The 22,111-nt window shown below is 40.3% G+C and carries 21 protein-coding genes; 7 read left to right on the plus strand and 14 right to left on the minus strand.

The features are described 5' to 3' along the window. Positions 1 to 20: 20 nt before the first annotated feature. The gene (locus CCY01nite_RS03960) at positions 21 to 959 is read right to left on the minus strand and encodes an NUMOD1 domain-containing DNA-binding protein (RefSeq protein WP_146858003.1); all 939 of its coding nucleotides are present in this window, start codon (positions 957 to 959) and stop codon (positions 21 to 23) included. Between the two features lie 272 nt (positions 960 to 1,231). On the opposite strand from CCY01nite_RS03960, the gene CCY01nite_RS03965 reads away from it, so the two are divergent. Further along, positions 1,232 to 1,453, plus strand: coding sequence for a hypothetical protein (locus CCY01nite_RS03965; RefSeq protein ID WP_146858005.1), 222 nt, complete (start codon positions 1,232 to 1,234; stop codon positions 1,451 to 1,453). Positions 1,454 to 1,525: 72 nt separating this feature from the next. Here CCY01nite_RS03965 and CCY01nite_RS03970 read toward each other — a convergent pair whose 3' ends face one another. Next, a complete protein-coding gene (locus tag CCY01nite_RS03970) occupies positions 1,526 to 1,963 on the minus strand; it encodes an Xre family toxin-antitoxin system antitoxin (protein ID WP_146858007.1) in 438 nt (145 codons plus the stop codon). 106 nt (positions 1,964 to 2,069) lie between these two features. Next, positions 2,070 to 2,498, minus strand: a complete 429-nt coding sequence (locus tag CCY01nite_RS03975) for an MbcA/ParS/Xre antitoxin family protein (RefSeq protein ID WP_146858009.1) — start codon at positions 2,496 to 2,498, stop codon at positions 2,070 to 2,072. A gap of 186 nt (positions 2,499 to 2,684) precedes the next feature. Here CCY01nite_RS03975 and CCY01nite_RS03980 point away from each other — a divergent pair, with 186 nt between their 5' ends. Next, positions 2,685 to 2,918 carry a DUF433 domain-containing protein gene (locus CCY01nite_RS03980; protein ID WP_146858011.1) on the plus strand — a complete coding sequence of 78 codons (234 nt, stop codon included), beginning with the start codon at positions 2,685 to 2,687 and terminating at the stop codon, positions 2,916 to 2,918. Positions 2,919 to 3,005: 87 nt separating this feature from the next. On the opposite strand, the gene CCY01nite_RS03985 is transcribed toward CCY01nite_RS03980, so the two are convergent. From CCY01nite_RS03985 to CCY01nite_RS04030, 10 genes are all read right to left on the minus strand, one after another. Further along, complete coding sequence (locus CCY01nite_RS03985; protein WP_146858013.1) at positions 3,006 to 4,397, minus strand: hypothetical protein; 1,392 nt, start codon at positions 4,395 to 4,397, stop codon at positions 3,006 to 3,008. Positions 4,398 to 4,530: 133 nt separating this feature from the next. Further along, entirely contained in the window at positions 4,531 to 5,346 is an 816-nt protein-coding gene (locus tag CCY01nite_RS03990) for a hypothetical protein (RefSeq protein WP_146858015.1), read from the minus strand. A gap of 26 nt (positions 5,347 to 5,372) precedes the next feature. Then, positions 5,373 to 7,379, minus strand: coding sequence for a conjugal transfer protein MobC (gene mobC, locus CCY01nite_RS03995; protein ID WP_146858017.1), 2,007 nt, complete (start codon positions 7,377 to 7,379; stop codon positions 5,373 to 5,375). A gap of 35 nt (positions 7,380 to 7,414) precedes the next feature. After that, positions 7,415 to 8,659, minus strand: a complete 1,245-nt coding sequence (locus tag CCY01nite_RS04000; protein ID WP_146858019.1) for a relaxase/mobilization nuclease domain-containing protein — start codon at positions 8,657 to 8,659, stop codon at positions 7,415 to 7,417. Then, positions 8,644 to 9,033: a plasmid mobilization protein gene (locus tag CCY01nite_RS04005; protein ID WP_146858021.1), complete on the minus strand. Its 390-nt coding sequence runs from the start codon at positions 9,031 to 9,033 to the stop codon at positions 8,644 to 8,646. Before CCY01nite_RS04005 ends, CCY01nite_RS04000 begins: the two co-directional genes overlap by 16 nt. A 198-nt stretch (positions 9,034 to 9,231) precedes the next feature. Beyond that, positions 9,232 to 9,666 (minus strand): hypothetical protein, encoded by a 435-nt coding sequence (locus CCY01nite_RS04010; RefSeq protein ID WP_146858023.1) that lies wholly within the window; start codon positions 9,664 to 9,666, stop codon positions 9,232 to 9,234. Positions 9,667 to 9,712: 46 nt separating this feature from the next. After that, a complete protein-coding gene (locus CCY01nite_RS04015) occupies positions 9,713 to 10,156 on the minus strand; it encodes a hypothetical protein (RefSeq protein WP_146858025.1) in 444 nt (147 codons plus the stop codon). A 180-nt stretch (positions 10,157 to 10,336) separates the two neighbouring features. Continuing rightward, the gene (locus tag CCY01nite_RS04020) at positions 10,337 to 10,771 is read right to left on the minus strand and encodes a hypothetical protein (RefSeq protein WP_146858028.1); all 435 of its coding nucleotides are present in this window, start codon (positions 10,769 to 10,771) and stop codon (positions 10,337 to 10,339) included. 422 nt (positions 10,772 to 11,193) lie between these two features. Beyond that, positions 11,194 to 11,415, minus strand: a complete 222-nt coding sequence (locus tag CCY01nite_RS04025) for a hypothetical protein (protein ID WP_146858030.1) — start codon at positions 11,413 to 11,415, stop codon at positions 11,194 to 11,196. A 38-nt stretch (positions 11,416 to 11,453) separates the two neighbouring features. Next, entirely contained in the window at positions 11,454 to 11,792 is a 339-nt protein-coding gene (locus tag CCY01nite_RS04030; RefSeq protein WP_146858032.1) for a helix-turn-helix domain-containing protein, read from the minus strand. Between the two features lie 512 nt (positions 11,793 to 12,304). On the opposite strand from CCY01nite_RS04030, the gene CCY01nite_RS04035 reads away from it, so the two are divergent. Genes CCY01nite_RS04035 through CCY01nite_RS04055 form a run of 5 tightly spaced genes read left to right on the plus strand, consistent with a single transcriptional unit; the run spans position 12,305 to position 19,354 of the window. Beyond that, positions 12,305 to 14,212, plus strand: a complete 1,908-nt coding sequence (locus tag CCY01nite_RS04035; protein WP_146858034.1) for an HAD hydrolase family protein — start codon at positions 12,305 to 12,307, stop codon at positions 14,210 to 14,212. Continuing rightward, the gene (locus CCY01nite_RS04040) at positions 14,209 to 15,297 is read left to right on the plus strand and encodes a phosphoribosyltransferase-like protein (RefSeq protein WP_146858036.1); all 1,089 of its coding nucleotides are present in this window, start codon (positions 14,209 to 14,211) and stop codon (positions 15,295 to 15,297) included. Before CCY01nite_RS04035 ends, CCY01nite_RS04040 begins: the two co-directional genes overlap by 4 nt. Then, on the plus strand, positions 15,290 to 17,179 hold the full coding sequence (locus CCY01nite_RS04045) for an ORC-CDC6 family AAA ATPase (RefSeq protein ID WP_146858038.1): 1,890 nt from the start codon (positions 15,290 to 15,292) through the stop codon (positions 17,177 to 17,179). Before CCY01nite_RS04040 ends, CCY01nite_RS04045 begins: the two co-directional genes overlap by 8 nt. Beyond that, the gene (locus CCY01nite_RS04050) at positions 17,176 to 18,309 is read left to right on the plus strand and encodes a hypothetical protein (RefSeq protein WP_146858040.1); all 1,134 of its coding nucleotides are present in this window, start codon (positions 17,176 to 17,178) and stop codon (positions 18,307 to 18,309) included. Before CCY01nite_RS04045 ends, CCY01nite_RS04050 begins: the two co-directional genes overlap by 4 nt. Next, positions 18,299 to 19,354, plus strand: a complete 1,056-nt coding sequence (locus CCY01nite_RS04055) for a PfkB family carbohydrate kinase (protein ID WP_146858042.1) — start codon at positions 18,299 to 18,301, stop codon at positions 19,352 to 19,354. Before CCY01nite_RS04050 ends, CCY01nite_RS04055 begins: the two co-directional genes overlap by 11 nt. Before the next feature lie 380 nt (positions 19,355 to 19,734). On the opposite strand, the gene CCY01nite_RS04060 is transcribed toward CCY01nite_RS04055, so the two are convergent. Next, positions 19,735 to 21,741 carry a hypothetical protein gene (locus CCY01nite_RS04060; RefSeq protein ID WP_146858044.1) on the minus strand — a complete coding sequence of 669 codons (2,007 nt, stop codon included), beginning with the start codon at positions 21,739 to 21,741 and terminating at the stop codon, positions 19,735 to 19,737. Positions 21,742 to 22,111 lie beyond the last annotated feature (370 nt).

Raw genomic sequence — 22,111 nt, forward strand, 5'->3', positions numbered from 1 at the left:
TGTCTACAGCCGAAGCGTCATTACGGAATCAAATTCAATCTGTCGAAATGATGCCCTTTCCGCCAAATATATCCACCCCCGGTTTTATATACCCCTCTAATGGTGGCTGAAATAGAAGTCCAGATGCAACCGGATACTTCTGCAGCCTCTTGAAGGCTATTGTACCGAGCAATAGGATTGCCTGCTAGATCGTATTGAGTAACTTTTGTTCCTTTTACCCGACGATAGTTTTGTTTCCGTTTATAATGAAACGTGTTTAGATCAATAGAACCGGACCTGCCATGGCGCCAATAGTACCCTCCTGCTGTGTTGCCACGCCCGTTTGCCACATCGCTAATAGCATTACTACTTATACCTGTGCATCTGCCGGCTTCATGAATGCTTGTGAATATTTGGATAAGTTTGCCTGAAACATCATATTGAGATACTTCTTTTGAAGTGGTAAGTACAGAACGATAGACGGCAACACTAAGATCAACATGAGCAAAAGTATTAACCATCCTACCAGTTGTTACAGATCTTCGTACTTTCTCGCCAATTGTAACCTTCTTTAAATTCTTCGGATTCACGTCTAGGCCATTTCCATTCTTAGGGATTATATTGATCATGTGATCGGTGAGGTCGAATTCTTTCACAAAGTGATAATACATCATCTTGCGAACAGAAAACTGATAAAGATTACCTTCTATCATAAAGTGGCATACCAGCTGAAAGGTATTGTCGTTATGAGTTTTATTTGCGGCTTTAATAACGCTTTGGGCAAATATCCTTTCTGGCAGAGCCTTATGTATCCCATTTGACTGTATGATTGAACGTGCAAGCCGCTTGAGGCGGCCGTGGTTTGAAATCTCCACGTATCCTTCCAGGTTTATGAAGTCTTTCCATACCTCACCAGGTCTATTTGCTAAACATTTATCCAAATGTGGAGGAGGAAGCTTTGTGAGGGTTTTGGCATTCATGGTTAACTATTATTTCCATCTTTATATATGGCAATATAAATTGAAGTACCGCAATAATATTGCAGTACGATAGTTGCCGGTATTTTTAGGAGATAGTTTAACAGAACATGCGATTATTACCGGATAAAAGCACAGGAAATTTCTATGAAACAGTTTATTTTTTGTTAAGGTGCTTTGTTTATTCACCCGACAGGCTAGCTTTCATTGTCTATAGTAATGGAATCATTTCGATATTGATTATGGTATTCTAATCTTTAAATTATCAAATTACTATGACTAGAAAGCAAACTACTAATTTCCTTCTCGAAAAGCATCAACAGATTTTTTCACTTAGCAAGGTATTCAGAGAGAAAATCTGTGAGGAATGTAATTGGAGCGAAGCTACTTACTACAGGAAAGCCAAGAAGAATGCAAATAGCATAAGCAAAGCAGAGAAAGAGAAGATTATAGCTATTGCAAATGACTTGTTGCATGAGGCTTTGATGGAAAAGTAATAAACGATAAATGGAAGGGGAGACAAAAATCGCCTGCTTCAGAGATACTGGATTTTTTTGATTTCATCTTTATCAATAAATACCCATTTTCAGCCTTTTTAGCTCTTCTTCGACAGCCAACATACCGATATTAGTATTACATAATGCTAGTGGAGTTTTGTTCCTAAATGCCTTTGACGGACGTCGCATCCATTTGTCTGCTCTTGCCTTATTCATAAATGCACGATATACACTGCTATATAGATACGCCAGGGAATAGAGGTGGTCGGACACAGATACGCTAAATACCTCTCCGCTCTTTTTCAGATAAAGCGTCCGATCTGTAAGGTCTAACAATTCAGCAATCTCTTGATAAGAAAGACAAATTACATCCTTTAGCTCAACGAGCTGGTCTTTACTTATTCTTTTATCAACATGATTCAGTATCTCCATTAATCCTATGTTACGGAGTATCAATATTGAGTCATAGGTGGAAAGTAGTCCGGATGTTTTTACGGTTTTATTCTTCATAATAATCAGCCATATTCTTGTGAATGAATTATATACTCCTTATGTCGTTTAGAAAAAGCCCGTTTTTAAATATAGAATTTCATTTTTCTCTGTTTTTATGCCAGGCTTATGATATGCCAAATTTCACACGATCTATTTCATTACGGACTTCATGTAAACCGATGCGCGTCATACACGCTTCTATCGGTGTTGCATCAAATAAATATGGATTCTTACGAGTCATCCATTTATTGAATTTCTCTCTATCCTCCCATACATTGTAGCCTTCCACATATAAATGCACTAATTCATGTAAATTGTCAATTGCGTGTGCCGGCAATGGCGCTTCACCAGAAGTGTTGAGAAAGTTCGCAGGCAAATTCAGTGCATTCCTTAAATCTTTAAATTCAATACCCATTTCTAGTTGAAGCTGGGATAAGTCGCTGGATTTAATACCCTGGTTGTTCATAGCTTTCACCCATGCATTATATCCCATTGCAAAATAGGTGTAAAGGCGCGGCGCTATTTTATCCAATGAGTACGCAGACTTTTTCATGACCAGTATGTTTTAATGACGTTGGAAGGAGCATTCTTCTATCTGTGTATGCATTTTTACTTATCTGGATATGCATAAATGCCATAGGCCTGCAATTTGCTCATAATAAGTGATAATTTATCAATCAATATAAAAGTCATAGAATCACATTCCGTTCATTAGAATAAATGCCCCTATCTTTAAAGGATGGATCATTCCACATCAAAAGAATTAATGCGCCGAATCACCCATTCACCAGGAAAGATGGCAGGTCGCCCTACTATTAGAGGATTACGCTTCCCGGTAGCTGATGTTCTCGAACTGTTGGCATCTGGTATGAGTACTGAGCATATACTTATACAACATCCTTTGTTGGAAAGAGAAGATATAACAGCGGCTTTATTTTATGCGGCCTTGGTGATGAAAGGAAAGGACTATTAAATGTGGATAATTACAAAAGTCAACAAAAAGGATAAGCTTACCTCCCAGTACCAATTAGGTGTTCCGGGAGTAAGCGTAGCCTAAAAATTAAAAAAATACTTTCGGAGGCTGACAAGTTCCCGCGTTATCAGGACTGTTGCCTTTCATGCCCACGCTGCCCGGTAATTGCCGGATATCTTCACCTAAATTTCCGGGATTAAGCCCCCGTCCCGTAATCCACCATCCCTCTGTTCTGGGGAGCTGTATTCCGCCCATTGATAATATATCCAGTACGAAATTGGCGCAGTTGTAGTTCTCTATATGATAGGTGCCGGCATAATGAATGGCGCCGGATAGCATTTCGCTCAGCTGATCCCCGCCGACATAAGTTTCCCATTTTATATCATATTTGCGGCCGGCGTCATCGCCGAGCATACTGGCGCCGGATTTCTTCTTCATCGGGTCTATGGGTGTTTGTGCGTAGAATCCGATGGTTCTCCTGATCAGCTTGCCGTTCACTTGTTGTTCGAAGCTAAGAAAAGTGTGTCCGATGCCCCCAAAAATCGATACTGGATCAGTAGTGCCGGGGGTGGGCTGATCCACATAAAGCGTCACTTTTGCGGAATAAGAGGTATTGAAGCATTCCAGGTGCCGTTTGACGTTCGCAATTGGCTTTTGAGGAATGGCAAGCGTAGCCGGCTGTGTCGCCGGACTAGGAGCAGGTGTAGAACCGCCGCCACCACCGCTTACACCAGGTCCCCCCGGTTTGGTAGCGGTTCCGCCGGGGCTGCTACCCACGGGCGGGGTCCATAAAATTTGACTCACGCATTCTGTAAAGTGATATACTGTACCGACGCAGTTGCCTTTACCATCCCCCATACAGGTGGACCAGTGATAACAGCTGGAAACTACGATAGGGCTGCTGTTTACAGCAATGGATCGGCTTGCATTGGCTGTCAACCGGTCCAGACGCTTTTTTTCATGTGGCGCTATACCTGCTACAGAGTAGACCTGTTTCCCGAAACCGTAATGGTTAAGGGCGTTGAGCGCATGGTTAACATCAAACGCAGTCGGGCTGGCATTGGTGCCTTGATCACTATACTTATCTAGCTCCCTTCCGGAGTACACCTGGAACCGGAGTGTGGAATCTCTCTCAATAGCTACGAAGCCTGCAAAGAGGCTGTCCCGATCCATTTTTAGCGGCACCAGGAAGATCTTTGTGTCGCCACGTTCTCCACTAAGATTTTTTCCCCAATACGGTTTTCCTATACGTTGGGCGGCAGCGTGGAATGGATGACATAAGGAGGAAGATTGTAATAAATCGATTGTATTTTTCAAATCAGCGTGTAAGCGGTTGTATACCCAGGAAGGTGGAGTAATCGTAGGTGCGGGTGTATGCTGTGTAACAGGAGCTGTTGTATGCCGCTTGCATGCAGACCAGCACACACAGGCAATCAGTACCGCTAGTAGCGGGATATTAACAATGGATGAATGTTTCATATTTTTATTTTTAATACATAGGTGTATATCTGCGGTATAAGGGGGGCATCAGAATTTAAGAGGGGTAAAACAAAAATAAAAGCAAATAGGCCGGGAGGCAGCTACTCCCGGCCCCCCAGATCGTGGGGAATAATTAACCGATTTTTGTTTTCTTTGAAAGATCAGGGGTTTTTTCCTGTGCATTAAGGAGCTTTCCTGCAGCAGTCAGATTACGTTTGGGCGCATCCTCACTTTCTCCCGGCTTCACGGTAAATTTTTGATTATTGGATATCTTGCCCTTATTCTGCTCGAATTTAATTTTCTGGCCTTCTTTATCTCGCACTTCAATCACGCCGATATTGGGTTTGGCAATAAGCGACACACGCTCCTTGACACCGTCTGGTTTTTTCACGACGGCCATACCAGGGTTTCCCTGTTTCATTTCGCTGATCAACTTCTCCTTGTCATCCCTGCTCAGATTTTGTAAAGGAAGCTTACCCAGCTCGACGACAAGATTAAAGTGCGTGGTATTATCGTAGTAGCTACGAAGAATGCCATTGTCATTGTCATCCTTTCGGGTCAGGTCAATGGTGGACCATCTGCCGACCCTTTCTCCCTCTTTCATAAACTCACGATAGACAAAGAGGTGTCCGTCCGCCTTGTTCATCATATTATACATCTCATCGGCAGTATAACCGTTTTGGGCATAGAGGCTGAACTTGTGCGTTTGGGGGTCCTCATTTTCCCGGCTAATGGTGGCGCTGATGTTATTGAGATAGTACCTGTCATCCTTCTTCACCAGTTCAAGATCATATTTCATTTGATCACTTCCGAATGTGCCCGTAGCATTCAATATGATACTATCGCCACCTTTCTTCATTTTAGCAAACAGTTCATCGTCCAATACACCGCCAAAGCCTAACCTTGGTAATACTTGTTCTGTTAAAAACACATAATTTTCACCGTTCATACTTCACATTTTTATAGTTAAAAAAATTACACACTTTTCCCGGTGGCAGGAGTTGCGGGGTTCTTGGGTGTTTTAATGAGATGTTGGAGTGACGGGTGATTCCTGATCTTGTCCATCTCGGTATTGATAATGTGGCGCACATCGCTTTTGATGCGATGAAAATTTTCCATCACTGTACGCTCGTCCATTTCTCGAATCTGCGGTATCGGCTGATAATGCTCTTCTTCTGCTCTGATAGCTTCAATATCATTGATGATGCGGCAATGGAAGACTTTGTTTCTAATGGGATCATCCGGGGTATCAGAAACGGCGCCAACAAACTCACCGGAACTCAAATTTGAAATGCGCGATATAGGAATGGCGCTATCCAGTTGCGTGGATTTACTAAGAGAAGTATCGCTGGCATTAATCGAAAGCGATTCCTTTTGCTGGTTGATCTTTCCAATGCGTTCACTTAATGTCTTGGCGCTTTCTCCCAATACCTGTCCACTGATTATATTGCCGCAAATGTTCATAATCACTTCAGCCTGCTCCTTGCCGTAATCCCTTACTAACTGCGACATATCCTGCACTCCGACGAGCACGCCAATTTTATTCGATCTGGCAGTACTTATCAAATCCACGCTGGCTGTAAGGCTGGGGTACTCATCATAAATAAGCGCGCAAGGGCGTTGGTTTTTCCTGTTGATTAGCTTATGCATTCTTTCTACGTATAAGCTCAACACTGCCCCATACGTGCTTTGTTTGACAGGGTTGTTCCCAACACAAACGATTTTGGGATGTTCGGGATTATTAATATCCAGCGTAAAGTCATTCCCTGACAGGACATAGTACAAGGAAGGGGAAACAAGCCGGGCAAGCGAAATTTTAGCGCTCGCAATCTGCCCCTCGAGTTGTTCAGCTGCACCTCGTAAATAGGCGCTTATAAAGGGATTGATCAATACCTCTATATCCAGCTCCAGCGACAAAACAGGGAAAAGTTCATCATAATCTACCTGGGCAAGTTCGATGGCATGGGGAAGCGTACAGTACTTCCCGTTGTCATATTTTCGCAAAAACCAAAAGATGGCGGTAACAAAGAGGATACAACTCTCCACGAAAAAATCGCCAGATTTTTTTATAAAGTCCCTATTTAGCGCTTGCATCAATGTTCTGCTGCTTTCGGTGGCATCCGTGAGATCGATCATTGTTTCGGGATACAGTACGTTACAGCGATGCGTTCTGGTAAGATCATCGAAATTGATGATATAGAGTCGCGGCGGAACCGGGTAGGTATGCCCGTACCGTAGTGCATGATTGTATAAAATGAGCGTGAGGTCCGGAAACTTGAAGTCGTATAGGAAGAAACAAAATTGCTTCTGTACCAGTTGGGTAATATAATTGCGAACAACCCAAAAACTCTTACCACTTCCGGGGGTTCCGGCCACTATGCATGCGCGAAAAACCTGAATATTAATCCATCCTTTTCTTTTTCTACCCTGGAATACATATTCCGTAGGTAAGTTTACCGTGTAAGGAGAGCTCAGGCAACGTTCTTCCTGGGGGAAGGATTCATTGTAATCGTTGAATATATCTTTATCCCGACGATTGTTCAGCAGCCGGGTGATTTTCGTTCCCCCTGTTAAGATAAGCAGGAAGCCCATGCCGGTGACACTGATATACAACCCGGCTAGCGTTGCCGGCGCTGCCCTCACTTCCAGTAAGAAAGATGAGGCGAAGAAAAAGAGCAGCCCGGTACTGAGGTAGAGAACAATGGGTTTGGCCGAAAGGTGATCGCTTTTCTTTCCTTTTACGCCGATCAGGGAAACCGTAAGTAATAATAGAACAGAAAGTTTAGGTTTATTCACCCCCTGTAACCCTGAAAAGTTTTGCGACAGGTTATAAACTATCTTGTTCACTAGGGGAACAGATAAACCCCTCTCCGCCAGAGCAGGGAAACAAACACTATAAAAATGGAGCAAAAGCAGTAGGATGCTTCCGAATCGTAGTAGATCAAGAATTTTACTTAATGCCTGTATATTTTCTGTTTGCATACATTCACATTTTCAACTTCACTTTCCATGTATACCTAGTTTCCTGTATTTCTCTTTTTCTTCTTCTTTTTCCTTAAAAATTCATTAGAAGAGCTAATGTTCTGGTTTTCCTCCGCCCACATACCTTTCAATATGGTAATAGCGTAATGCGGTATATGAATTTGTTTGTCAAATGGTCTGTGTTGATGCGCTGCGCTTTCTACCGTTACGCTCTCACCATCAATGGCATTATTGGGTGCCAACTTGTTTTGTAGCACTGCGACAGAAAGTTCAATATCCTTTTCAGTCAGCACGATTTTCTTAAAATGGTCTACCAGGAGCACATTTAGGATCATCCCTTCTTCATCCCTTATAATGCTGCATTGTATCTTTTTTTTATCGAGCGTTCGTACAAAATCATTTTCAGTCATCCGGCCGCTTTTCGATAAAACAGTTGCTACTACCTTTTTGGCATGGCCGGTATACAAATGCTTACGATGGCACTCCTTATCAAATTTTGCTTGCAGGTTTTTCAATGTCGGTTCAAAATGGAAGGCACTGGCTTTAATGGGTATGCCTTCTTTTCTGCCGCGGTCATTAATGATCGAATAGGTAAGCCCACCGTTGTTCCGAATACGACTGCCTTCTTTGCCAGGATCTGCTGTTATATTTTTTAAAGCGAGGAGGGTATTGAACTCCGATAATGAGGTAAAATGGTAATAGGCCAGTACCTGTTCCACTACCCGTGCTATCTCACTTTTCGTTTCCTTTTCGCCGTAAATAGCCGCACGGATATCGGCTGGCGCTATTTCATTTCTTTTTTCTTTTCCCCTGCCTTCCGCGATCACGAGGCCATATTCCTGTTCCATTGCTTTTCGAGCCGGCTCTGACTTCCTGATGCCGATATAGCTCAGGTTCATTTGCCGACCATTCGGTTTAATCGACGTGGTAACGATATGCAGATGGGGGTGAACGGTATCTGTGTGTTTATATACCAGGTATGGCTGCGCTGAAAAGCCAATGCGGCTCATATAATCCCATGCGAGCTGCTGCATTTTCTCTGTATCCAGGATATCGTCAGGTGAAAAGCTCAGGAAGATGTGAAGCGTTTTTTTGGTGATATGCTGGTTTCTGTCATTCATGCGTTGAAAACGATGGAGTTTCTCATAAAACCCGAGATCCTCCAGCTCACAGCCAAACCGGGAAGCCAGGATCAATTCGGCATGACCGGCATTTACCTTATGTTCATTATAACTAAGCACGTTTCTCAAATTTTCAACTGGTCTTATTTTGACAAACATGATTTGCTCAATTTTGAAATAAGGCTGATAGCCTTGTCCACTTTGCTTTCCATCTTTATGTACCGCGCCAGTCCTATCTTTGCGTAAAATCGCTTCCTTTCCTCTTCAGGGTAGGTGTTGAAATAACGGGTGATCTGGTTGATATTGACGCCGATGGCCTTGATCTCCGCTCGTAGGGAGGCAAGTTCTTCCAGTACCAGCTCCATCGTTTCATCGTGTATATAGGTTTTTACCGGCCGGTTGTGGATAATAGTGCGAACCAGCCCCGCCAGCGTTTCATCCCTGGTTTGTTGCAGGAGTCCATGCAGTTGATCGTAGGCGCGCTTGTTGATGCGCGTCATGATGGGATACTCCAATCGTTCTTTTGTCTTCATAAGCTCCTTTTTCTATGAAGGATCTGTTGCGATCTCGCTATTGCTGACTGCGCCAGCAGCGGTGTTGATTACAACACCACATCTTGCCGTGCGCAACCAAGAGAGAGGTGCACGGCTCCCCTCCATCGTCGGAATGGGAGTAACCGCCCTTACGGGCTCTAAGGTGAGGTAGGGTTATTGGTCGTCCCTCGGTGTTTATTATTTGATACGCCTTGAGGTGCCTGCTGCTAGGTTTCTTTCCTGTAGTGTAAATAGTTCTTTTAGTTGCTCTTGTTCTTTGCTTTCGATATAGTTTATTTTATGCTCAAAATCAATTAATGCTTCTTGTCTTGTTGCCAGTCCTTTTAATGTATGCCAATAGTTTCCATATAATATTTCGCCATTGGGAAATGCTGGATTAAACCTTTTAAGTAAGATGGTAATATTATGGATCGTTGAAGTTCTTGTTAGCGCCTGAATCTCGACGTGCGCCTCAATGACTGTTTGTGTCTTGCAATGATCCAACAGCTTGATGCTTTCTGAGAATATGCGGTAAGAAGGATCACCGGCCGCCGTTTCAATAAGATCCTTGTAGGTATAACCCAGCGCTTCCAGGTTCTCTTTTAGTTTACTATCTGCTAAGGTTTCTGACATGCTGTATTCGTTATGTGATGTGACATTCGGTTTCGGGAATCGTGTTTCACTTAAAACTTTTGTTCTTCCTTCCCGCCTTGTGTTTCTCCCTTTGGCTGAACTTTTCCTGTATTTTCTCTAGCCGTACCTTCTCCAGTACTTCCTTTCTGATCTGGTCTTTTGTGGGGAAAGCCCCGTTATCCCTTAAATAAGTGTTTCCGATCACCGTCACTCCTTCCAACTTTCGAGTTGTTTCCAGCTGACAAGAGGCATTGATGGAATGTAGATACTGTACGCCATCCGCATCATTTCTTCCCACAATGAAAATATATCCGATTTCATCCGGATCACTGTATATATCATCCAGAATAATGGCGTTGGGAATTTTCATTCCTTCAACGATCAGTTCGGGAGTGGGTTCCCCGGAGGAAAGGAAATCCTGGTAATTGTGAAATCCGAGTTCCTGAAACTGCCGCTCTATCTGCTCATCTATATATTTGTTCTTGGTCATTTAGCGAAATTTTGATGATTTTTCGGATACCGTATTTCGTGATGGAAATGGATGATCTTTCAGACAATGATGCTTATTGGTGATTTTGCCTAAACACACCCTAATTCCATTAGCTCCCTTAATACCCCTGGGGAGAAATGTATTTTCATATCTTGTACTATTACGTAAAACGGCGCATCGTTACCTTCTCCGGTTTTTTTGTCCGGCAGGTGCTTGTCGCAACGTTTCCAACTGGTAATCGTTTTTTAGTTGCTTTTTATATTGCTTCAAATATATTTTGGCCACTTCGCTTGCTCTGTATAGGGTAGCCGGATCATGGCATATCACAATTTTCTCTGTCATGAGCCGGTTGGCGATAAATTGAATCAGCGAGCCTTTGTCCTCCTTTTTTTTAAGATTGATATACCGCCATTTGCCATTGTCCATAAACAGGTGGATCAACTGATTGTCATCTCTTCTATAACCCAGCCGGCCGAATCTGGTATAACCGTTTTTTTCCAGGACATGCGGAAATACGTTGGTATCTGATATTTGTTTCATCACTCGTCCAAACTCCCGAATGTTCCCGCTAGGGAATGTCTTTTCAAAATCCTCGTTTCCGTTTTTAAAGAGCATGTCAAGCGATATTTAAATAAAAGGGGTCAGTTAGTTAGGCCAGCGATGAATGTCTACAATCAAGCATAGTTACAGCTTCTGACCACTGGCCCCTGTCGGCTCCGCTTTTCTGGATACGGAACTACCGGGTTTTGAACCAGGCGCCGGTAGCTGCAACAGTTTATTGGGATTGATGCTGCTCACTTGCAGGGCCATTAATATTGAATTCTCTGAAAACAACTGCGGGAAAAGAGCCTTCAGACAATTAATCTCGGTCTGTTCCATATTTCTGCTCGTGCTGGCTGTTGCATCATATACGGACCAGGTGTTGGAAAACTTACAGATATAATACATGCGTTATAATTTTCTGCTTTTAGAATTATTTTGGTAGTTAAAGCCCAGTCGTTCGAAGCTTTCTTTTAGAATATCATCATCATTTCTCATTAGTGAATATCCTTGTTGAAGCGCCACGGCTCATATTTAAATACGTCAGCGATCCAATGATAGGCGATATGCTTCCATTTTTTGAAGGATGCTCCGTTTTTGTTCTTCCAGCCTTTTTTCTCATAAAAGAAGAAAAAGCACTCCGCTTCAGCGGCGGACAGCCCTTTCTGGCTAAAGTAAATCCTTACCTCATCTATGCTGGGGGGCATACATCGTGTCACGTCTGTAAAATTTCCAGGGTCACAAATTACCCGCATAGCTATTTTGTTTTAAAGAGTTTACTATAATCCCGCTTTTGAGCTTCAAGAGCAGCATCTACGTCCTCTGCGTTATAATAGATGATGCCACCTATCCGGCTAAATGGTATGGTGCCATTACTTCTAAGTGTCTGTAGTGTTCCGCTGGATATGTTGAGAATCTTTTTCACTTCATATGTTTTTAGCCATTTTTTGGGGGAAGTCTCCACATGGCGGGAGAACATCGCCTGCATCGCAACTAGCAGCTCCTTCTTGAACTCCTGTAAATCGTCCAGGGTTACCAGCCTTTGCAGGTCGGCTGGTCTGAACCCCGAACGTTCTAATACGCGCACTTTACTCATTGCTACACCATTTTCATACAGCAAATATGGGGTAGAAAAAAAGTGAGTTTTCAGAGTAGGGGCAGAGGCTCGGTAAAATAATTATTGGGGAATGGGAGCTTTATAAGGGAGGGGGTGGGTGCTACTTCTTATAGTTTTTCATACTTTTTGGGGAAGGCTGTTTTTGGGGGATTGGATTTTTAAAGCTCGCAGATTGGGTTATGTTTAACTCTGTTTGTCGTCATAGATGCCCCCAAAATCAATATCCACCATGAAAAGCCTATTTTCTGCAAAAAATAGCCTTCTTTTGCATACATAGTAAATTTATGCTAAATATTTTAGTATAAATTTACTAATTTTATTGTTTTAAGTGATATCGTGTTTTATTGGCTTACCTGGTTGGGCAATAAATTCCGATTTAAAATTGGATGGTTTAGGGAGATGTCCCCAAAATCCATTTAAAAAAATTCCTTCAAAAAGGTATTAAACAAGATAGATGAGGATTTTTAAAAAATATATTTTTTATCAAGAGTATGGGAAAGCCGTTTGAAAAAGAGTTATACAAAATTGAAGATACTTTTCAATGGGCAATAAATCAGGATATAAGCGAATTAAAATCAGAACTATTATATAACAAACTTATTCCTCTTTTTATTGTCGGGTCGGGAGGTTCATTAAGTGCATGTCAATATGCAGCAATCTTATTTCAGCAGTATGGAGTGATGGCAAAAGCTGTAACTCCACTTGAGTTATTCTATTCGAAAAATGCTTTGCGCAATTCAAATATATTATTTATCAGTGCAAGTGGTAAGAATACGGATATATTATTTGCATACAAAACAGCGATAAATCTTGAACCCAATAGAATTTATAGCCTGTGTATGAGAAGAAACAGCCCTCTCGCAAAGCTGGCAACAGAAATATCCATAAGTCGGCATTATGAATTTGATATTCCTTCTGGTAAAGACGGTTTTTTGGCTACTAACAGCTTAATTTCTTTTTTTTCCATTATATATAACATTTTTAAGCCGACATCTGATTCAGGTTCTTTAGCTATTACCGATAAAGAGTCCTTTAGTGGCTTGGGAGATTTTTTGAAAAAAGTTTCGCCAAACCATACATTTAATATACTTTATGCTGGTTTGGGATATCCTGTTGCTGTTGATATTGAATCTAAGTTAGTGGAAGCTGCTTTGGCTGATGTGATCATTTCTGATTACAGAAATTTTGGACATGGAAGACATCATTGGTTCGCTAAAAGAAAAGCTAACTCTGCTATAATTGCGATAGTAACGCCCGAAGAAGAACTGATAGCTCAAAAAACGCTTTCATTATTACCTTCAGATATTCCAACTTTGGTTATTAGGACAGGATATGATAATTCGTTTGCAAGCATTGACTTGCTCGTAAAATCTTTCTATTTTATTAATGCCTTGGGTAAATTACAGGGTATTGATCCAGGAAGGCCAGGTGTACCAGACTATGGATCTAAATTATACAACCTTAGATATTCTTCTTTATTTAAAGAGAAGGCCAACTTTCACGACATTGAACAAATTGCAATTCTGAGGAAAGTAAAGGTCCCATCAATCGATGAATTAACTGATGCGGAAAAGACATTTTGGAAGGGGGCCTATAAAAATTTTAAAGATACATTGAAGAATACTGATTTTGGTGCCATCATATTTGATTATGACGGCACCCTTTGTTCTTCATCAAGCCGATACACCGGTATCAATGATGATGTTACAAAAGGGCTTATTAAAATACTTGCTAAAGGGCTGGTAATTGGCATTGCGACAGGGAGAGGCCAATCTGTCAGAAATGATTTACATAATAAAATCCCTGTCAAATATCATTCTAATGTGATTATCGGATATTATAATTGTGCAGACATTGGAACTTTAAATAATGCTCGCCTACCTGGTAAAAAAGGGACAAAAAATGTATTGTTAGAAGATGTATTTGAGCTAATTAAAAATTACTCGTTTCAAGAAGAAATTTGTCCCGAACTAAAGCCTAATCAGGTGACGGTCGAAATAAAAAATAAAAAAAATTGGCAGAAAGTCCGTTCAATAATCATTGATCTTGTTTTAAGTAAAAATTACTTGGGCATTCAGATATTGGAATCCAGCCATTCTATTGACATTATTGATCAAGCATCAACTTGCAAACTCAATATATTATCTTACTGCAAAAAGATAGCCAGAAAGAATAAAAAAGCGCAGGACTGTTTATGTATTGGTGATAAAGGACAGTGGCCCGGGAACGATTATCAACTATTATCGTCACCGTACTCACTAAGTGTTGATGAAGTATCATCTTTGAGTGAAATGTGTTGGAATTTAGTGCCGCCCGGCATAAAAGATACTAAAGCAACATTGTATTATCTTTCTTATTTAACTTTCAATAAAAATGGAGCCGCCATTACTTTACCATGAGGTCAGGATTAGCAGAAAAACTTTTAGCCAAAACCATGAACTGGAGTGCGGAAGAAACTTCCAGGCAACGGCCTTTACTTCAGGCATTAGCCAGCTTTAAATATAACGAATATCAGCAGTTCTCTCCAGGTACAAGGTTTATTGAAAGCCTGGTAAAGTGGTTGTCGCAATTTGAAACTGAAGAAGAAAAAAATACGGCCTATCAATTTGTATTAGATTCTCTGATTTTTATCTCAAGTGATCAAATGGCACATTTAGTCAACATCACATACGCGGATAAAATACAGCCAATAGTTATAGCGAAAACGGCCAGTGTAATCAGACTGAATCCATTTTGGGTGAGCAAGATTGTAAAGAGTACAACATATAAGGTTAGCCTGAGAAGATCTCTATTTATTGGGCTAAGCGATGGCTCAAAAATTGACTTGTTAAGAAGAAGCACTCCCAGGATTAGTAATGAGCAAGTGTTGACAACATATTCCATTTCTGAAGAAAAAAGAAACGATATGTTGAATGAATTAAAAAAGGAAAAAATCAATTCGAAATTTAATACTGTTTTTCTGATAGATGATTTTACGGCAAGCGGAACAAGTTATTTCAGAAAATCGGGAGAAGAATGGAAAGGAAAAATATACAAATTTTTGCAATCAATTCTTCCCAACGGAGAAAATGCAAGTTTAAGACAGGAAAATGAGCCTCTTGATATACATATTATTTTTTACATAGCTACAATTGAGGCTTTAGCGAAGTTGAAAGAAAATATACAAACTTATAAAGATGAGCACCCTGAAAGCAATTTTACATTTACTATAGATGCGGTACAGATTATTGGGAGTGAGATAAAAACAGAGATATTAAGTAAAACAGCTTTTATAGACTTAGTTAAAAAATATTTCGATAAAAGTATTATTGATAGGCATTATAAAGAAGGCAAGCACGATGAACCTTATTTGGGTTTTAATGAGTGCTGCCTCCCAGTTATATTGAACCATAATACGCCCAACAATTCGTTGCCAATACTATGGTTCCCCGATGATAAAATTATAGGGCTTTTTCCCAGAGTAAAGAGGCATAAAGATGAGTAGGCTAAGAAATCCTTTTAGATTACGGGCTTCAGAGAAAATTGAATCTAATGCCAGCTTCCTTAAATTATACAATCCAGTTATTCTGGAATCTATAATGGAAAAGGACAAAACCGGCAATCTCTGGAATAATGTATTGTATATCCATAGTTCCCCGGGAGCAGGAAAGACTTCCTTGCTAAGAGTGTTTGAGCCTGATACATTAAACACGTTATTGAATAACAAATCTGCGCCTGACAGTAAGACTTTATTTGGGATATTAAAAAAATTAAACGTATTAACAGATAATTCTGTTCAGGTATTAGGTGTTACGCTGGTTTGTACAAGAAACTATGAAATATTGGAAGAACTGAATGTTTCAGATGCGCAGAAGAAGCGATATTTCTTTTCTTTATTAAATTCAAGAATTGTTTTAGCAACATTAAGGTCAATTGTAGAATTACTAAATATAAATTCTCCTTTTAATGAAGTTTTAGGCAGGATAAATTACAATTACGACAATCGGGACAATTTTTTCAGTGATCTTACTGTGCCTTGTACAGGGGCGGAACTGTATAAATGGGCCTCTAATATAGAAAAGAAAGTTTATCAGGCAATAGATAGTTTTCTTCCGTTGGAAGAAATAAGGCCACAGGGGCATGATGAATTATTTTCGGTAGGAATTTTAAAACCAGAGTATTTTCAGCTTGACGGAAAGCAAATATTTAGTAAAATATTGTTCATGCTTGACGACACGCATAAATTGTCGTTCACGCAGCGAACCGCCCTTAAAAAGTATGTAATTGAGAAGAGAGGCAATTTTAGTATCTGGATTTCCGAGCGTTTGGAAGCCCTTGATCCCAAAGACAATTTAAGGTCATTTGAAGGTCGAGATTATGAGATTTTAAATCTTGAAAAATTTTGGAGTGATAGGCCCAGTCGGTTTGAATCTGTACTGGCAAACATTGCGGATAAACGCGCAGCAATATCTACAGAAGAAGTCAATTCTTTTAGAGAATATTTGGATAATGAATTAGAAGAAGAACATTTTAAAAACAATCTTGTAGAATCCATTAATGAAACTAAAGAACGAATTTTAAAAATAACGTCTATCACAAATAAATTTGATGAATGGGTGAAATTTGTGAGCGCCCAGGAAGGAAGCGAATTGGAGTTGGCCATACTTTACAGAAAGCTGGAAATTCTGATTCATAGAAATCTGGGTAAACAGCAGCTTGCGTTTGACTTCCCTCTTACAGACCAGGAGTTTAAAGAAAAACTAAAACCAGACTTGGAAGTATCATCGAAATTGTTTTTATCTCAACCATCAAGTCTGCCCTATTACTTCGGATTTAGTGACCTGGTTAAATTGTCATCAAATAATATTGAACAATTCTTATCTTTTTCCGCGGAAATGTTTGAAGAAATGCTTTCCAACCGGTTGTTAGGTAACAAAGTAAACATTGAAACTGAAGAGCAAGAAAAAATACTGAAACGAGCTGTCGAATATAAATGGAATGAGCTAAGCAAGATTTTGCCTTACTCAAACAATGTTATGAACTTTCTGACAAGGTTAGGCGAAAGTTGCAAGTCTGACACATATAAGCCAAATGCCCCCTATGCCTTAGGTGTTACGGGATTTGCAATTAAAATAGCAACAGATATGTTTAGTAAAGATGAGGAATGGTATCTAAATGACATTTATGCTCCTTTATCAAATGTTATTTCGACTTGCGTTGCGTTCAATTTATTAGAAATGAAAGCTATTAGTCAAGGGGAAAAAGGTACTAAGAATGATGTTTACTATTTAAATAGATGGCTTTGTGTAAAGTTTAACTTGCCATTTTCTTATGGTGGATGGCGCCATAAGAAAATAGATGAACTGCTTAAATGGACTAAAATATGAATGGTTTAAGGTGGGACCCATCAGTATTAATAAGAGGTGATAAAACGTCTGAGTTTTGGAGTAGTCATTTCAACTCAGCCCAAAGAAGCGTACTCTTCATTTTGGGTAAAGGGTTTGACGTAAGGATGAATATTGCAATTCAGGAATTGATTAAAAACTGCCCCACAATTAAATTAGAATGCTGGTTGATTGAATTTGATGAAGGAACAGGATCAAATTCAACTAAGTATTTAAAGCATGTTCAGGAGAACGAAAAGGAATTAAGTACCTACCTAACCGGCAAGCAAATAGTTACCAAGAAGATTTCGCTCTGGAATTCAAAAGTCAAAGGGAAAAGAAAACGGATCGGTGATAGACAAGCCGCGCAAATTTTGGAATCTTATGAACAAATAAAACAATTTACCGACATTATCATAGATATTAGCGCTCTTCCAAGAGGAGTGTACTTTTCTTTGGTTGGTAAATTTTTGACTTTCATTGATAACTACGCAAAAGATAAAAAGCCTAATCTTTTTGTTGTTGTGTCAGAAAATGCAGATATCGACAGTAAAATAAAAGAGAAAGGAATTGATGAAGATGTCGGTTACCTGCATGGCTTTGGCGGTACCCTTGAATTAACATCTGAATCTGAAGAGCCGGTAATTTGGTTCCCGATTTTAGGAGAAGACAAAGCGGAGCATCTGGATAAGGCCTACACGCACATACGGCCAAATGAAATATGTCCGGTGTTACCTTTTCCATCAAAAAACCCAAGGCGCTCAGACGCCCTAATTAAAGATTATTATCAATTGCTATTTGATAGGCTAAATATAGAGTCGCAAAATATAATGTATGTTCCTGAACAGAACCCCTTTGAAGCATATATACGTTTGACAAAGGCTATAAGGAACTATAACACCTCTTTACAGGCATTGGATGGTTGTAAAGCTGTCATTTCTACATTTTCAAGTAAATTATTGTCAATAGGGTCGTTACTAACTGCTTATGAGCTAATAAATGAGATTGGTGTTGGTATATTAAATGTTGATTCTCAAGGGTACGATATAGATTCGTTTGATGATTTGAAAAGCATAAAAGATAATAGTGAACTTTTCGTAATTTGGCTAATAGGAGAAGCGTATGAAACTTAAAAATACAATACAAAATAATTTAATTTGTTCAGGAGCTGGGCTCGTTGCCTTAGATGTTGTTATCAGTAACGATATAGAGAAGCCTACACAGTTTTACGCTGGCGGCTCTTGTGGAAATGTGCTGACAATCCTTTCATATATGGGATGGGATTCTTATCCAATAGCACGCCTTTCAAATAACGTTGCATCAGACTTGTTAAGTCAGGATTTAAACAAATGGAAAGTTAAAGAGGATCTTTTAACATTTACGGAGGATGGAAGTACACCAATTATTATTCATCGCATTCTAAAAGATAAACACGGATTTTCAAAACACAGGTTCGAGTTTAGGAATCCCGAAGATGGAAAATATCTTCCTTCCTATAAGCCATGCCTTTCAAAATCGGTTCAGGATATTTTACAAAAAAGTCCTGTTCCAAAGGTTTTTTATTTTGACCGCATTAATAGGGCTTCCATAGATTTGGCAAAAGCACACAAGGAAAATGGAGCTACAATTTTCTTTGAACCGTCAAGTATCAAAGATGAAAAAGGCTTCAAAAAATGCTTAGAAGTTGCAGATGTTGTAAAATTTTCAGAAGACAGAATCCCTAATTACACAGCTATTTTCCCCAAAGGTCAGGCTCTAATTGAAATCCAGACCTTGGGGGAAAAGGGTTTAAAATATCGAAGAAATGGCTCCGCAAAATGGTCAGAAGTAAAAGGGTATATAATTGAAAACGTAATTGATACTGCGGGTGCTGGTGATTGGTGTACTGCAGGTATAATTTCTACCTTTTTCTCACACAATTATTTGCTAAAATCCGTTACTGAAAGTCAAATTGAAAGAGCACTAAAATTTGGACAAATTCTAAGTGCTATTAATTGCACATTTGAGGGCGCAAGAGGTGCAATGTATAATTTGGGCTACGATGAGCTCGTTTCTAAGGTTGAAAATGCAATGACTGCTAAAACCAACGTCATATCGCTTATTAATCGTCAGCCAATGAAACGAACGCTTCCTTCTAACTCAATTAAAATATCATCGCTCTTTGTTCACGCTCGATAGCGAGTTCTTTTTTATCTAAGAAAAATTCCCTTTATGGTCCGCGAGGCGTATCTTTGTAATGATAAAAAGTTCTTTAATAAACTGTTTCAAATAAGCCCAAATGGCGCGGGTACCTTTTCGGGTACCTCTCTTGGTGTGATATAATATTTACAGGTTTTTCAGGCTGGAAATGAGATCGTTGAGGTCCCGTCCAGTCCGCGAGAGCCGGTTCCGTCCGGTCCGCAAGATTTATCAGAAACCCGCGCTTTGCGCGGGTTTCTGCTTTCCATAAGCTAACGGAGATTCCTTTATCTATAAGCCAAATTCTGTCACAATTTTCAGGCGCCGTATGATGACTACCAGGGAATAATGAGAAACGACAACAAGAATGCAGGCAGCCATTATTTGAACTGCAGAAATTTATTGATGTCCGCAGAATAACCCAGCTGGATAACGGCAAAACGATTTCCTTTTACGCTGATATCTGTATTTAGTGCAAGCCGGGCATACAAACGCTGACTTTCATCCCTGGTAGCATAATAATATATTTGCGCCTGATAAGTCGCTATCAGGTTCTTCCAGAACTCATGCTTCACGTAAGTATTCTTTGAAAGGTCCAGCTCATTGTAATACCCGCCGCTTTGTCTGACATCATCGCTGAGAAGCGTCATGCCCGTCAGGCAAACGGAAACATCCACGCCTACCCTGGAAATGGCCTTCAACCTGTATAGTGCCTTCAAACTGTACTTTGTTGACCAGAGGCTCATGTTTCTGGGCGTTATAATTTCCTTATCATCTGTTAGTTGAACCAGGCTATCTCTCGCTCCGGTACGGCTGGCGGCAATACCTGCTATCAGATGCCCTTCGTGCACATCATCCGTGTATTTTAATAGATTCAGCTTTGCCCCGAACTCAAGGTTCTGGAACTGCATCAGATTAAATGAATGGACATAGGAGAAGGTATCACCGGGTGTTTCATTAGGCAATAATTCAATATACTTCAGCTTATTCTCAATTTTTGAGAGCGTAAAATTGATTTCGAAGTAGTTAAAGAAAGAGAACGTTGAATAACGCAATCTACCCGGATAGCGATCTCGTTGCAGCGAGCCGTAAAACTTCGCTTCAGCTTGCAAAAGGCCGTTCGGCTTGTCTTCCTGTACACCGACTATATCACTGAACAAATTCAATGTAATGATCTTGTTCACATCCGTTTCAGGTACCAGCACCGATGCATTATTCTTTGTAAAGAATACCCTTGATCGCTGGGGCACGAAGGTTTCAATGACCTCTGCATTCTGTGGAGGGGTATATTTCAGTACATCGTCAAGGTTAAAGAGATATTTTGATCTGCCTTTTGTGGAATGATCTGCTTTCCGGTTAGTTAAATAGAAGAAATTATCCAGCAAAAATTCTGAAAAAGATACACTTCTCATATCCACAAATACGGTATACTGCTGCTTTTCATTAAATCCATATTCCAGCCGGCTAACTCTTTGCAGACCATGATCCGTAAATATTTCCATACTGTCATTGTACCTGAATTTTATCACCCTCAGAAAACCATCTTTTATCGTGATTTCCATGGAATCGATAAATAAACGCCCGGCCTGAACATTCAGCGACTTGCCCCTGCATACGGTATCTCGATAGGGCATTGTCAAAGCTGGTGATAATGCCTTTATGTTATCCATCAGTCTGTCGATCTGCTTCTTATTAAGGGCGATCAATTCGTTATTCCGGTTGATTGTTCGATCAAGGGAGCCGAGCTTTGCGTTTAGCGCGTTTAATAGCGTAGTATTCGCAGAGTCCACCAGCCGCAGGCTATCCCTTTTATAGCGCAGCTCCTCCAGAAGGCGGCTGGAATCTTTACTATTCCGGTCAAGGCTGTCGCTCATTCTTGCAAAATGTTCCATCCGGGCAAGCAAGGGTTGCCGGGCAGCAATAAATATTGATTTATCAGCCCCTAAAAGACTGTCCGCCATCAATGTTATTCTTTGGGGAGATTGTGCACTTAAAGTTTCGCAGTTGAAGTCCCCTAGCGGTTCCTCCTTATAAAAAGGAATGGTATCTACAAACCTGAATATAGCCTTCAGATCGTTCTTTGCGATATCATTCCGGGCCGTTTTTGTGATGATGGTTTCCACTACCAGCCAGTCTATCTTCTCAATCTCGGAAGAAGTAAACATTTCTGCGATTGTCTTGCCCGCGAAATCTGTGATCCAACCGGCAATCTTCTCTTCGATGAGACCTTTTACCACTGTATGGCTCAGGTCGTTGATGGGCATCTCTGCTGTGTTACTGCCCTGGGTGATCTTCAGTTTAACATCATCCTTGTTTGTAACGGTCACTTCAAGAAATACGGAATGCTTGGGGGAAGCTGTAAAGACGATTTTTTCCAGTTTCTTCACTGGTTGGGATTTTAAAGGGCTCAGGCAGGCCAATAAAATGGTACAGCAAAGTAAAATAGTACGCATGTTTGTGGTATTGAGGTTACGTTTTGGGAATTTTCTACAATTACTGGGACATTAATAAAGTATAGGCTATAGCATTAACCTTGATTAATTCCGGTACGGGAAAACCTGTTTGATACCAAGATACTATTTGCCGGGAAACTGGCAAATACCCATTTATGAGTATGCCCCTGGCGACGAAATCATCCCTAACCACCCCGGAACAAAAAAAATTGCTCGCTATCCAAATTTTTACTTACTTTGTAATTCAAAGTACTTTTACAACCACATCACCCTACAAGGTGATTTTTTAAAATTCATTCACTTT

The organism is Chitinophaga cymbidii, from assembly GCF_007992715.1.
GTDB lineage: Bacteria > Bacteroidota > Bacteroidia > Chitinophagales > Chitinophagaceae > Chitinophaga > Chitinophaga cymbidii.